The organism is Spirillospora sp. CA-142024 (genome assembly GCF_050942325.1).
Lineage (GTDB): Bacteria > Actinomycetota > Actinomycetes > Streptosporangiales > Streptosporangiaceae > Spirillospora.
The window spans coordinates 1,022,865-1,036,495 of sequence record NZ_CP192077.1 but is presented as its reverse complement, the minus strand read 5'-3'; the positions used below and the strand labels follow the sequence as shown (position 1 = coordinate 1,036,495).

Below are 13,631 nucleotides of genomic sequence, written 5' to 3'. Positions count from 1 at the left end.
CCCTGGTCGTCCACGAGCCGCACGGCGCAGACCTGGCCGTCGAGGCATGTCGACTGCAACCTAAGGGACATAATGACCTAGATTCGAACAGATATGCGAAATAGGCCGATCGTCGAAATCCACAATTTTGGCCAACCAAATCAAATCACATCAGCAGTCCAATTCGAACTCGGGTTCGAGTATCTGGACTGTTGGGAAAATGTCGGATGCTCCGGATAGTTTCAACAGGTGACCGGCAAGTTAGGTTCGCGCTTCACACAGGAGCGTCCCAGAGGGGATCCGGTGGGGATGAAGGAGCGAGAGGAGCAGTGGTCTCAACACTTCAATGAACACTCGGCAGCATCGGCAGGAAGATCCGGATGGTGGTCATGGAGAACACAGGCGCCCTGATCCTGACGGCACTGGATTCGAATCCGACCTTGGCTCTCTTCAAGGCGTATTCGAGGGACTGGGTGCTGCCCTTGTTCGCCGAGCATCTGGAACAGGTCGAGGGATCGGTTTCTGCTGAGTGGTTCCACGAACGAGTTGCAGAGGCACGCGATCAGGTCCCGGACTGGCAGGGTAACGTGACGCCCGCAGAACATTGCCGCGAATGGGTCGCGAAGCGATGGCTGGAGACCGAGACGCTCAACGGCCGACTGAGGTATCGCCTCTCGCCGTACTCGCTTCGTGCACTTCGGTTCGTCCACGAGCTGGTCGAAGGCGAGACGACCGTCAGCAGCGCCCGGCTCGGCTCCATCTCGCACGCGGTGCGACTCCTCGCCGACATGACCGATCCGGATCGTGACGTCCAGGTGCGGCGCATCGACCAGCAGATCGCCGAGCTGCGCAAGAGACGCGAGGACATCTCCTCCGGGCGGGTTCGGCTAGCCACTCTGGAGGAGATGAAGCAGCAACTGCGCGAGATCCTCGGCATGACCCGGTCCATGCCTGCAGGCTTTCGGCAGCTGCGCTCCATGGTGGAGAGCCGCCACCAGGAAGTCGCGCGGCGAGCCATGATCTACGGACCGACCAAGGCGGACCTGGTCGAAGAGTACCTGCGCGAGAACGATCTGCTGTCGAAGACGAGCCAGGGCGCGGCCTATCTCGGGTTCTCGCAACTGCTGTCGTCCGCGCAGACTGAGCAGATCCGCGCCGACATCGATCAGATCCTGGGCCAAGAGTTCGCGCATGAGCATATGACTGCCGAGCAGAGACAGGAACTCGACAGCATGCTCTCGACTCTCCTGGCGGCAGAACTCGAGGTGCAGAACAGCTATCTGCGCTGGTCCGCGTCGCTGCGCCGCTTCTTGACGCGGGCCGCTCACGGCCGCCACCAACGACTGCTCAGCCTCGCTGACCGGGCCTTGTATGCCGGCGCTACATGGATGCAGGCCGAGCCTGGTCAGCGACGTGTTCCGCAGGACGTGCTCGGTGTTGGCCCCCTGGCCGTGATCGATATCTCCCAGACCCAGCTGTGGCGAGACCACGGTCCGCAGGAGGTCGTCGTCGAGGTCACCGAGCAGCGCAAGGCCCTTCCCGACGAGGACCGGGCCGCACTTCGCCTGGCCGCCGGTACCAGCCCGTTTGCCGTCGGACGAACCGTCAACAGGCTTCTCGAGGACCGTCCGATAGTGACCGGCGCAGAGGTGTTCGACGCCATCCCCGCCGAGTTCCGGCGCTTGGGCGCACTGGTGAGCCTGCTCGACCTGGCGGTCATGCATGGTCAGGTCGACGCCGACCACGAGGAGATCGTGCAGTGGTCCGGACAAGGGACCACCGTTCTCATGGCCAAGCTCCCCCATCTCCTCTTCCACGGCCCGGTGCCGACCAAGGAGGCGCCGTGAATCAGCGCATCGACGGCTACCGCGCGATCGACGATCCAGACGAGTCAATGACCGAGGGCCCCGAAGCCGACGAACCGGGCGGCTCTCGGTTGCCGATGGCCGCACGTCGGGCGTTGGCCACACTGCTGACTCATCGGTTCATCACGAAATCCAACAATCGACCCGTGTGGGAAGCTCTGCGTGCTTACCAGGCCGAGATCGAAGAACGCCTCGCGGATCTTTTCCAGGTCCTGGTCATCGACCTCGACTACGAGGTGGCATTCAAACGCCAAACCCCGGCCGAGGACGCGCCGCGCCTGCTGCGCCGCGACAAGCCTCTGTCCCGCGATGCCTCCTTGCTCCTGATACATCTGCGCAAGGAGCACACCTACACCGATGCGACCGACGACCCGGTCGTGATCACCCGGGCCCAGGTCGCCGAGTTCCTGCGGCCGTTCCGAGAGGACGGCGATGGCGACGAGGCCAAGTTCGACAGTCGAGTGAGCGCCGCCATCCGCGCGGTAGGCGAGTTGAAGTTGCTGACCCGGGACCCGGATGCCGACTACCTATTCACCGTTTCACCTGCCATCGTCCCCCTGCTCGGCGCCGACGAGATGATGCGTTTCGAGCGCTATTTCATCCAGGCCGCTGAAGCGGCAGGCGAGGTTGAGAGCCCCACCGGCTACGGCACATGGAAGGATCTCGAGTGAGCGTGACCCGGGCGACCGCAGAACCGGTCGAGCGAAACGTCCTGCCTCTCATAGTGGCCGACGGGCAAAGCCCGGCGCAGTTCCGCATCAGCCAGGTCCAGATCCTCAACTGGGGCCCCTACTCGGGACTGCAGACCATGAATGCGGCACGGTCAGGCGCCGCGATCCTCGGCCCTTCCGGGCGTGGCAAGTCCACCCTGCTGGACGCCATGGCCTCGGTGATCCTTCCCAACCCGCAAGAGTTCAACCAGGCCGCCCGCGACGACCGCGGCAAGAAGCGCGAGCGGACCGTCTATTCGTACGCGCGCGGTCACACGGACCAGCGGCAGGACAAAAACCGACGGTCAGCGACAACGAACTACCTACGTCCACCCGGCGGGCCTGGCTTCCCCAGCGGGGCGGCGATCACATGGGAGACCCGTGACGGACGCCGCGCCACCTCATTCCGCCTGGCATGGGTCGGTCCGGACGCCGATGGGCCTGAGGCCATCAGCAAGGCCACCGTGTACGGGTTCGTCAACGACCACTTCGACTTGGCGCAACTCAATGGGATCACAGCCATCCGCCAAGGCGCCTCGCCGCTGTCGACGACGTCCCTGGAACGTCTGGTCGATCTCGACCGGGGCGATGTGGTGGACGCCGCGCAGGCGAAAGTGCATGCGAAGATGCGCACCGTCATGGGCATGGGCTCCACCGACGAGTCACAGCGACTGGCTCTGCAATTGCTGCGGCGTGCCCAGGCATCCAAGGGCATCTACTCCATCAATGCGCTGTTCAAGGACTTCGTGCTTACCGAGCCGCTCGCGCTCACCCGATGGGACGTCGCCCTGGAGGCGTATCGGGAGGCCTCCCGCCTGTACGAGGAGTTCGAGACGGCACGCCGCCGGACGGCCGCTCTGGCGCCCCTGCCCGCAATCGCCGAGAGGTTCCGCGCGGCCGGCGCCGACTATGTTGCCAAGAACAGGCTGTTGATTGGCGATGGCCCGGCCCGGATCCGGCTCTGGCATGCCGAGAAGGTCGTAACTTGGGCCGAGACCGCCATCGACGACAACCGCCTGGTCAAAGCCGAGTTCGACGAGCAGCACGCGGCCGCAGTGAAAGCCGCCCAAGGCGCCGACCGGCGCGAGCAGGACACGATCGCACTGCTAACCGCTGCTGGCGGCGACAGATCCGAGGTCATCAAGGTCCGGCTCTCGCATGCGAAGGAAATGCTGGAGCGGGTCGAGGCGCAACAGCAGCGGTTTGTCGGCGGCCTGTCAGTTTTCGGGTTGCCCTTGCCCACCTCGCCAGGCGATGTCACGCTCACCCACGCCAGCCTTGATGAGCTCGTCCGCAAGGAAAACAAGGCGCTGGAGGAAGACACCGACGCAGCGCGCGCAGCCCACACCCGGCTCTTTGGGCTCCGCCGCGACGCTGCGGCGAAAGGAAAGGAGATTGAGGGGCTGCGCGCGCGGCGCAGCCTCATCCCTGAAGACGCCGATGAGCGCCGCAGCAGAATCGCGGCCGAGCTCGGTATCGGCATCGATCGACTCCGCTACGTCGGGGAGCTTCTCCAGGTCAAACCCGAACACCGGCGGTGGGAGAAGGCGGTCGTCGGTCTGTTACTGCCGTTGTCGAGCACCCTCGTCGCCGACAGAGGCGACTTTCCGCTGGTGCGCCGGTACGTACACGATCACGACATGCGGGGGTCGGTCACCATCGCCCCAGCCACCTCCAACGCACAGGCACCCGCCCAGATGAACGGCGCGATCGCAGCGCTGTTAGATATCGCCGATCACCCGTTTCGAGGGTGGATCGCCGGCGAGCTGAACGAGACGGCGAACTACTTCTGTGTGGAGACCGAGGCCGAGCTGGACAGGCCGCGTCCCGTGTGGGCGCGGGGCGCAATCACTCCGACCGGTATGCGCACCGGCGGTCGCGAACGGTTCATCAAAGACGACCGCCGCCTGCGCTATCCATGGATCGGATGGGACACGCGCCGACTGCTGCTTGAGCTGGAGGAAGAGCTCGAGTCGATCCACCGTGAGGAGCAGGTGGCGGTCGCATCAGCAGATGCGGCCGATCTGCGGCGCGAGTCAACAAACGCCCGTCTGAAGGAGCTGAGAGCGCTCCGCCACGACCTCACCTGGGACCAGATCGACGATTCGGCCGCGAAGGAACGGACGAGCGAGCTTGAGGCTCAGCTCGTACAGGCCAACTCGCCCCAGGCCGCTCACCTGACCGAGCTGCTTGGGAAGCAACGCCAGGAAGCCGTTGCCGCCAGCAGCCTGGTGAACCGGCTCCGCGAGAAGCAGGAAGCTCTCGATGCCGAATGGGGCGACCTCACCTCGGTCATCGACAATGCGAAGGACCGTCTGGAGGCGGACTCATCGCTCACCGCCGACGAGCGGGCAACGCTGGCCGCCACTCCGTTCACTGCGCCGGACGGGCCGGCCGGGGTAGCGGCGAGCCTGTCTGCTGCGATCTCCAACCTGCAACAGCGGGTCGACCGGCATCTGGAAGACCGGGAGAGATTCCAAACCGCAGTCGTGGCTCACATCGCCGCCTACCGAAACCTGGACGAGCGGACCGCCCGAGAGATCGACGGCACGATCGACTCCCTACCCGCGCTGGAGGCGATCCATCAGCAACTCATCACCGACGACCTGCCCCGAGCAAAGGGCGCGTGGCTGGCGAAGGTCGATGAGGACATGAACCGCCAACTGCGCAGTGTGCTCGTTCAGATCGACGACGACGCGCGCGGTATCAAGCGGGGCCTAGACCCGATTAACGACGTACTGCGGCATGTCCGGTTCCGCCAGGACGCCACGTTGAGCATCGAATCAGTCGGGCGACCAAGCAACGACCTAAAGGACTTCCGCCAGATCATCACCCGGTACACCAGCAACACCGTCGGTATGGACATCCGACGGGACGCCGACCAGGTGGAGAAGTCCTTTATCCGTCTACGCAAGCACCTGGCCAAACTCGATAACCAATCGCGCACCGGGGACGCATGGCGCAAGCGGGTGTTCGACGCCCGTGAGCACGTCGAGTTCCAAGCGATCGAGACCCGACCCGACGGCGTCAAAGTCGTCCATGACGGGGTATCCGGCATGAGCGGAGGCGAAGGCCAGGAACTGATCGCCTTCATCCTCGGCGCCGCTCTCAGGTTCCGCCTCGGAGACGGCCGCGAAGGACCACCCAGCTACTCCTCGATCATCCTCGACGAGGGATTCGTCAAGGCCGACAGCGACTACACGGGCCGCGCGCTGTCCGCCCTGCGGGCCCTCGGCTTCCAACTGATCGTGGGCGCTCCCCGCGAAAAGGCGACCGCATTCGAGGGTTATGTCGAGTCCGTCGCCTACATCAACATCGACGCCGACGACCCCGCTCGGGTGCGCATCTACCCGATGACGATTGCAGAGGCCCTGCACCTGGAAGACGGACAGATTTGATGCATGAACCCGACCAAGTCATGAACCAGATACGCGTGCGGTACCGCAAGAACTGGCGCGCCTGGCTGCTGGACGGAGCCGACACCCGGTTCTCGTTCCCGCTTGGCCCACCCTCGGCGCAGGACATCGCCCGCCAAGGCGACACCGTCGGCCAGTGGCTGCGGACTTGGCGAGACTGGGCACATCGGCACCCGACAGCCCGGCTGCGCAGCATCACACGCCGCACTGTTGCGGGCCCCCAGGATGTCTTCACCCACCTGGACCTCCCAACGATCGACGACCTCGTCCTTCTCGATCAAGGTCTCGCCCGCCATTGGCAGCAGGCAATCAACCGATGGAGACGCATCCGAGCCCTGCCCGGAGGCGTGGTCAAGGACCGGTTGCGGCCCTGGCTGCCACAAATCAGCGACATGGACGGACCCGACTTCGAGCTTCTACTCGAGGCGGCCAGATGGTTTACCGACAACCCGCACTCCGGACTGACGATCCGCCAGGTACCCATCCTGGGCATGCACACTAAGTGGCTCGCCCGCAACCGCCGCCTCGTCCTGGCCTGCCTCAATATCACCGAACAACTACGTTCCGACGAAACGGGCGAGAAACTGGAGCAAGACGATCTGGACCCGCTTGGACTGAAGGCCCTACCCGTACACATCGATGTGATCCTGACAGACCCCGCCGACCGCGCACGGGTGGGCGGCATCAGGCACCTGAACGCACCTTTGCCGGAAATCGACGCTCTGCCCATCCACCCAGACACGATCCTGATCATTGAGAACAAGGAATCCGCCTACCTGGTCCCCGATCGGCCTCGGACCGTGGTCGTCCACTCCCTCGGCAACCACCTCAACGTACTAGGCGGTATCAGCTGGCTGAACAGCGCACACTACGTGTACTGGGGAGACCTTGACCGCGCCGGTTTTACTCTGCTGTCCCGCGCACGAACGCACCTACCGAGTCTTATCTCCACACTCATGGACCCGGGCACACTCGACGCCCACCGAACTCTCGCCGTCCAAGACGAGACACGAGCCGACAAACCCGAACCAAATCTTTCCGACACCGAAGTCGACGCACTCAGCGCGCTCACCCCGACGCCTGGTACCTACCTGCGGCTGGAGCAGGAACGCTTGCCTGCACCATTCGTCTTGGAGCAGCTACAGCGCTCCATGAACGAAGCCACTCCTTGACTGAAGAGATAGCACGCAGAAGCAGGTAGCTGCCAGCGCGAGAACCGGACACCGCCCGGCCGCAGGAGCTCTCTCGGACCAGCTATCGCGACCATATGCGGGGCTGCTTCGGTGAGGGCGAGGACAGCATTCCACGGCTCCTTCGACCGATCCCGGCTTTGGCGGGCGCTCGACTTCTTCCCGGCAATGAAGGTCGTCTGGCGCGTCGCCGGGATACTGCGCTGACGCCTGCGCCGTCCCGCAGCATCAGGCTCCGGCGGGCGATCCACGGCTCGACGTCCTGCTTGTCCTGACATGGACAGCATCCCGTGCCGCACACTCCAAGCCCACGAAACACCTCTACTCTCCCACTATGAGCTGGGACCAGGTCCGCCCCATCGTTCTGGCGCTAGCCGGTTTTGCGGCTGTCGTCGTCATTGGCTACACCGTCAACACTCATCCCTCGGGCGAGTCCGGACGGAAGCCCTCCCCCACAGCGTCACAGGTCTGGACTTCTCCTTCGCCGGTTCCGGAGCAAGGACCGCCCATGGAGATCAACTGCGGGCCGGGCGACGACCCCGCAATCTTGATGATGCGCAACGAAGTCTGTATGTACCCCGACCCCGAGGACGAGGCCATCAATCGGCTGCTAGATCAACTCGGCAGGCAGATGCAGTCCAGCCCACCTGTCGTACCGGTCGTGCCGTCTATCAGCCCCATCGTTCCGCCTGGCGGAGGAACGATGTGCGCAGATGGCACGTGGTCGTCCTCAACAGGGCGCGGCACCTGCTCCTGGCACGGCGGCCAGGCCCACTGACCAGCGAAACGCAAGCAAGCTGTCCCGCCGCTACCAGCCCCCCCGTATGGGGCGCAGCACCGCGAACGCCGCCTCGTCCGGCGCCGGCCATGACCCGGACGCGGTGACCGCTACCGGGCCGCCGGTGCGCCCTCTCGGGCGCAGCACCTCGGCTCCGCCCTCGCGCCAGGTCCGCCGTCATTTCCCCACCTGTCGAAGCCCGACCCGCAACTCGGCGGCGATTAACGCGTTGGGCCGACCCTCGCCGAACCATTGTGCGGCCTGCACCCGGGCCCGTTCTCGTCGTTGTTGGACGACGGTGCTCATTCTCACGCCCTGGGGTACTGGCCATGCCACCGGATACGCCCACACCACCGGACCGTAGACTCACCCGACCACCGTCACTCATTAACCCTGGTTAGATGGTTAGCTCACTTTGGCTTCTTGGGCCTGTAGGGTTGTCCGTCCTTGCCCCTGCCGAAAACCTCGTCCGCGCAGGTCAAGCCGCATGTTCGTACTCGTTGAGGATCCCGCCCAGACGTTGGCGTCTTCGGACGTTCAGGTAGGCGATCTGGTCTGATTCGTTGATCGGCGGCGGCAGCGGCTTCAACGGGCGAGCATTGGCGATGCCCTGATGCGGGCGATGCTCGTTGTAGAAGGTCTCGAACTCGCCGAGTGCGTGGAGCAGGTGCCGCTGGTTCCAGATCAGAGTCCGGTCAAGGAGCTCACGGCGGCAGGTCTGCACCCACCGCTCCATCACCGCGTTCATCCTCAGCATCCGCACCCCGGTCAGCACCGCCTGGATACCGGCATCGGCCAGGACAGCGTCGAACAGCTCAGGGAACTTACCGTCCCGGTCGCGGATCAGGAACCGTGCCCGGCAACCCGCGTCCTCCAAGTCCATGACCAGGTTCCGGGCCGCCTGGGTCACCCACGCAGCGGTCGGGCGGGCGGTGGCGCCCAGAACCCGGACACGGCGGGTGTGATGTTCGATGACCGCCAGCACGTACATGCGGGTACCGGCGAGGGTCACGGTCTCCAGGAAGTCACACGCCAGCAGCGCCTCGGCCTGGGAGCGCAGGAAACCGGCCCAGGTCGTGGCGGAACGCTCAGGTGCCGGATCAACGCCGGCGTCCTTGAGGATCTCCCAGACGGTAGAGGCAGCCACCTTGACGCCGAGCACCAGCAACTCGCCGTGCACCCGCCGGTAGCCCCAGTTCGGGTTCTCCCGCACCAGGCGCAGTACCAGCAGCCGGATGGAGCGGACGGTCGGTGGCCGGCCTGGCCGCTTGGGTTTGGATCGAGCGGCGTGCCGACCGGCGATCAGGTCCCGGTGCCAGCGCAGCACCGTGTCCGGCCGGACCAGGAGCCGCGTCCGCCGCAACGCCTCGGGAGGCAGCCGGTGCAGCAGCGCCCCCAGCAGTGCCCGGTCCGGAGCGGTGAACCGCACCCGCGTCCCGTCCAGCTGGCGCTCCAGCACGGTGATCTGATGCCGCAGCACCAAAATTTCGGTGTCCTTCTCCCAATCGGTCATCGGGAGCAGGCGGAGGGCCGCGAAGGTGTTCGCCACGGTCAAGTAGGCAAGCCGCAACAGCACAGCCACCCATCATCCCGCGGCACAGCGGTGTCGTGGCCCGTCCCGGAGCTGTCCAAGCCCGGCGCCACTGCCTGCCAGGCACTACGTCTCTCACCTGCACGGACGTACTTTTCGGCAAGCACAGGGTCCCATCGAGTCGCCCGCAACCCCTGCCAGATCAGGTCGAAATCCTCAGCCACGCGCCGACCCAAGCCACCCAGACCTCACCCTGGGCGCCGCGACATCCCGCGTAGCGCCCCTGGCCGCGTCAGTGACTCCTGTTGTTCTCATGAACGCGCGGGGCCGGGATCGCCGGTCGTGACGATTGGGTGCTCTTGATCAGCCACCGGCCGGTGAATACGGCTGTGGCCAAGGTGACGACGCCCGCCCCGGCGAGCGCGGCTACGGCGAATTCACGGTCGGTGACGTCGCGGCCCACGCGGGCGTGGCCGATACCGGCGTCTACCGCCGATGGGGCCCTCTTCCCTGTCATCAAGGACCTGTTTTCGCATCTGGCGCAGCGGCGGGGGTTCCGGGAGTACCTGGCCGGTCTGCTGGCGCCGCGGGAGCGGAACAAGACGCTGACCTGCCTGGCCGGTGCTGAGCCGGTGGCAGGGGCGCAGCATCGGGCGGTGCAGCGGCTGCGGTTCTTCCGGACCGAGTCGTGCTGGGACGCCGACCGGGTCAATGACCGGCGGTTGGAGTTGCTGCTGGACACTCCGGCGACGGCCCGCACGCAGGCGGGGTGCTGGACATCGACGATTCCGGTGACCGCAAGGACGGTGCCGCCACCGCGCACGTCGGCCACCAAGGGCTGGGCCGCTACGGCAAGACCGACAACGGGATCGTCACCGTCACCGCGCTGTGGGCCGACGGAGACCGTGACACCGGCTGATCCGTTGTCGCGGTCTCGTCCCGACGTCGGCGCAGCCCCCGCCATCCCGCAGGGCGACCGCAAGGGCAGCGCCGGTCGTGGACGACACCGGGTTTGGGAATGGGCGGTGCTCAGCCGGGTACACCAGCACAACCCCCAGAAGTCACCGCCTTGAAGCGGCGTACCCGGCGACGGGCGAACAGGGGGCGGCCATGACCAGGGCAACCGAACGAGACGGACAGCCCGTTCACAGCCGGAGGGTCATGAGCTGGCTGTCGAAGATGTTCGAAATCAACCCCGCGGGCGTCAACTGGCCGCGAGCCGTGGTGTTCTTGGACGTCGCGCTCGTGCCGCTGTTCGTCATCTGGGCGATCGGGTATGAGCAGTATCTTCTCAGCGGGTTGTTCGGCCTGTTGTTCACGGCGCTGTGTGACCCGGGAGGCGGCTACGGGGATCGCGTGACGCGCATCTCCGGCTTTGCGCTGATCGGGGCAGGGGTGACCGCGCTGGGGTTTGGAATCGGGGCGGACGCCTGGGGCTGGCTGATGCTGGCGACCTTCGGGGTCACGCTGGCCGCCGGGCTGGCCCTCGCATTCGGGGTGCACAGATTCGTCAACGCCCTGCTTCTCAACATCTGGTTCATCGTCGCCATCGGACTCGAGTTCAGCCTCCATCAACAAGACCACATCACCAGCTACCTCTGGGCTCAGGTGCTCGCCTGGGCCGGCGGGGCGGCATTGTGGATCGCGGTGACGTTCGTTTGGTGGCTGATCAGCGGGCGCGCGGACTCGCCCCAGCCACTCGCGGAGATCCCGGGTGACACCTCGCGGAAGGAACTGACCCCACCACTGATCATGTTCGCGGTGATCCGCGCCCTGGTCATTGCCGGCACCATCGCGCTTGCGTTCGGACCGAACCTGTCACACGGCTACTGGATCCCGATCGCGGCCATGATCGCGATGAAGCCGAACCTGGAGCAGGCGACACTCGTATCCGCGCAGCGCCTCGCCGGCGCGTTGATCGGCGCCGTCGCGGCCGGGCTGCTGCTGCTGGTGCCCGCGAGCGAACACGGACTCAGGCTGTTCGCGGTGGATCGCGGACTCGAAGTGGTGGCGCTCGTCCTGTTCATGCACGGGGCGGGGATCCGCTTCTGGAACTACACGCTCTACAACGCGGCCATCGCCGCGGGAGTGCTCATCCTGGTGGACATTCCGCAGCCCTCTGACTATGCGGCCGAGGGCTACCGGGTGCTGTGGACGTTGTGCGGTGTAGGAATCGGTGTGCTCGTCATGTTGCTGGCGGGCCTGTTCACCGAACGGACCGCCAAAGCGCCCCCACAACCGACCTGACCATGTCCCGATCCGGCTCGGCCGCCACCGGCCCGCGGCATCTCATGACGAGATCGACGTGAGCCCCCGCCTCTGCGGTGTCTTTGGCAAGGAGGCGTGCGGGAGCCGGCCCGGCGCGGGCATGGACAGACTGTGGACACTCACTCGCGCCGAGCCCGCCGCAGGCTCATCCTCTGGACGGCCATTCGCTCGACCCTGACCACGGCGTGCCTGCTGTCCGCCTACTTCGCGGCCCCCCTGACCGAGCCCTTCACAGCGGCGACGGCGGTGGGGCTGGGCGTCGCGCTGGCGATTCTCGGAGTGCTCGTCGCCTGGCAGGCCCACGCGATCGTGTGCTCGCTCTCCCCGACGCTCCGGGCCATCGAGTCGCTCGCGACGTCCATCCCGCTCTTCCTGATCGTGTTCGCCGTGGGCTACTGCCTGATGGCCGACAACGGGCCGAACAGCTTCTCCGAGCCCATGACGCACCTCGACGCCCTGTACTTCACCGTGACGGTCTTCTCAACGGTCGGCTTCGGCGACATCGTGCCCCGCTCGCAGACCGCGCGAACACTGACCACGGTGCAGATGATCGCCGACCTCCTGGTCATCGGTGCCGTCGCGAAGGTGTTCCTGGAGGCCACACGGCGCGGCATCGAACGCCGGGACCAAGCCACCGACAAGGACTCATAGCGCCCGCGACCTGTCGTCCGGTTCCAGACCGCCCGCCCGGCGGGCGCCTGAAGACGATCCGGCTGCCGGCCGTACGGCGACGCGGGAGCGGACGACCTTCAACAAACGCCATGGAGGACGCCTGGGAGCGGTGCATCCTCCCCCCGTCAACCCGCTGACGCTGATCAAGTGGACCGGCCCCGGGCCTCGCAGACGCCTGACCTCCGGGTCGCCGCCGACTCGAATCAAGGAGCCTATTTCATCCTCGGGCGGAGCGGGCGACGCGGTGGTTTTGTAGGACGGCGATGGCTTTTGACGATGTGGCCGGCTTTGCCCGGGCTGCACCGCAGCTTGTGCAGGATCCGCCATGACTTGGGCCGGGCGTTCGCGCGTTCGCCCGGACCGTGGAGCTTGGCGTGCGACCGGTTCGCCTGCTTCTGCGACTCCGGCTTGTCCTTGCCCTTGTAGGGCGTGGTGACCACCGAGGCCTCGGCCCCCTGGTAAGCCTTGTCAGCCAAGGTGAGGATGCCCGCCTTCTCCAGTTCCCGCAGGATGCCCCACACGCGGGCGGCGGTCAGGTCGTGGACCTTGCCGGGCAGTGCCCCCGAGGTCCACAGGATCGTCCCGTCCGGACCGGCGATCACCTGCACGTATCCCGTGCACCCGGTGTTTGCCGGAGAAGTACTGGCGGTCGGCCCGGACCCGGTTGGTGTGGATGAGCGTCCCGTCCAGCACCAGATGGGTCAGCCCGTCCCTGGCGGCCTTCCGTAGCGCCTGCGTAAGTTTGGGTGAGCGCGCCGACCGCAGCATGACGGCCTCCTCCACATACCGCCATGCGGTGGTCGCAGAGACTCCGAACCCCGCACTGATCTCGGTCAACGTCTCGTCCTTGCGCAGGTAGGCCAGGACGAGCAGGGCCTGCTGCCCGGGGTTGAGCAGCCGCCATCTGGACCCGATCCCCTTGCGCCGGCGGCGGATCAGCCCGGCGACGTATTTCAGCGTTGGACGCGAAGAACAGGGCGGTGATCTGGGGGTACTCAGGACGCGGTGTTCCCACACCAAGGCGAGCAAGTCCCGGTCCCGGGCGGTTAGCCGGTAGGCCAGGTCGGCGATCATTTCGCCGCCGGAGTCGCCGGGGTGCATGATGTCGGAGAACAGCAGACGGAACGCGGTCGCCAACACCAGCGCCTGGCAGACGCCGATGGCCAGCACGCCGGTGATGCTGCGCCACCACAGCCGGGCCAACCCGTCGGTGGTCGGTCTG

9 protein-coding genes and 2 pseudogenes are annotated in these 13,631 nt (G+C 66.0%); 9 read left to right on the top strand and 2 right to left on the bottom strand.

What is annotated here, in order from left to right; translation table 11 throughout:
- Window positions 1–359 precede the first annotated feature (359 nt).
- The 5 genes from ACQPZP_RS05240 to ACQPZP_RS05220 all read left to right on the top strand — a co-directional run bounded on the left by ACQPZP_RS05240 (window position 360) and on the right by ACQPZP_RS05220 (window position 7,938).
- A complete protein-coding gene (locus ACQPZP_RS05240; protein ID WP_433476491.1) occupies window positions 360–1,826 on the top strand; it encodes a DUF3375 family protein in 1,467 nt (488 codons plus the stop codon).
- Entirely contained in the window at window positions 1,823–2,515 is a 693-nt protein-coding gene (locus tag ACQPZP_RS05235) for a DUF4194 domain-containing protein (protein WP_433476490.1), read from the top strand. The genes ACQPZP_RS05240 and ACQPZP_RS05235 overlap by 4 nt, the downstream gene beginning before the upstream one ends.
- Complete coding sequence (locus ACQPZP_RS05230; protein ID WP_433476489.1) at window positions 2,512–5,952, top strand: ATP-binding protein; 3,441 nt, start codon at window positions 2,512–2,514, stop codon at window positions 5,950–5,952. Before ACQPZP_RS05235 ends, ACQPZP_RS05230 begins: the two co-directional genes overlap by 4 nt.
- Window positions 5,952–7,142, top strand: coding sequence for a Wadjet anti-phage system protein JetD domain-containing protein (locus ACQPZP_RS05225; RefSeq protein WP_433476488.1), 1,191 nt, complete (start codon window positions 5,952–5,954; stop codon window positions 7,140–7,142). The genes ACQPZP_RS05230 and ACQPZP_RS05225 overlap by 1 nt, the downstream gene beginning before the upstream one ends.
- Before the next feature lie 526 nt (window positions 7,143–7,668).
- A complete protein-coding gene (locus ACQPZP_RS05220) occupies window positions 7,669–7,938 on the top strand; it encodes a hypothetical protein (RefSeq protein WP_433476487.1) in 270 nt (89 codons plus the stop codon).
- Between the two features lie 478 nt (window positions 7,939–8,416).
- Here ACQPZP_RS05220 and ACQPZP_RS05215 read toward each other — a convergent pair whose 3' ends face one another.
- Complete coding sequence (locus tag ACQPZP_RS05215; RefSeq protein WP_433476486.1) at window positions 8,417–9,520, bottom strand: integrase core domain-containing protein; 1,104 nt, start codon at window positions 9,518–9,520, stop codon at window positions 8,417–8,419.
- A 298-nt stretch (window positions 9,521–9,818) separates the two neighbouring features.
- Between ACQPZP_RS05215 and ACQPZP_RS05210 the strand changes: the two genes are divergently transcribed.
- From ACQPZP_RS05210 to ACQPZP_RS05195, 4 genes and pseudogenes are all read left to right on the top strand, one after another.
- Window positions 9,819–10,097, top strand: coding sequence for a TetR family transcriptional regulator (locus ACQPZP_RS05210; RefSeq protein ID WP_433476485.1), 279 nt, complete (start codon window positions 9,819–9,821; stop codon window positions 10,095–10,097).
- A pseudogene (locus tag ACQPZP_RS05205) lies at window positions 9,985–10,367 on the top strand (transposase); the annotation flags it as partial. The gene ACQPZP_RS05210 and the pseudogene ACQPZP_RS05205, both read left to right, overlap by 113 nt.
- Window positions 10,368–10,630: 263 nt before the next feature.
- On the top strand, window positions 10,631–11,716 hold the full coding sequence (locus tag ACQPZP_RS05200; protein ID WP_433476484.1) for an FUSC family protein: 1,086 nt from the start codon (window positions 10,631–10,633) through the stop codon (window positions 11,714–11,716).
- A 132-nt stretch (window positions 11,717–11,848) separates the two neighbouring features.
- On the top strand, window positions 11,849–12,388 hold the full coding sequence (locus ACQPZP_RS05195) for a potassium channel family protein (protein WP_433476483.1): 540 nt from the start codon (window positions 11,849–11,851) through the stop codon (window positions 12,386–12,388).
- A 238-nt stretch (window positions 12,389–12,626) separates the two neighbouring features.
- On the opposite strand, the pseudogene ACQPZP_RS05190 reads toward ACQPZP_RS05195, so the two are convergent.
- A pseudogene (locus ACQPZP_RS05190) lies at window positions 12,627–13,408 on the bottom strand (transposase family protein).
- Window positions 13,409–13,631: the final 223 nt, after the last annotated feature.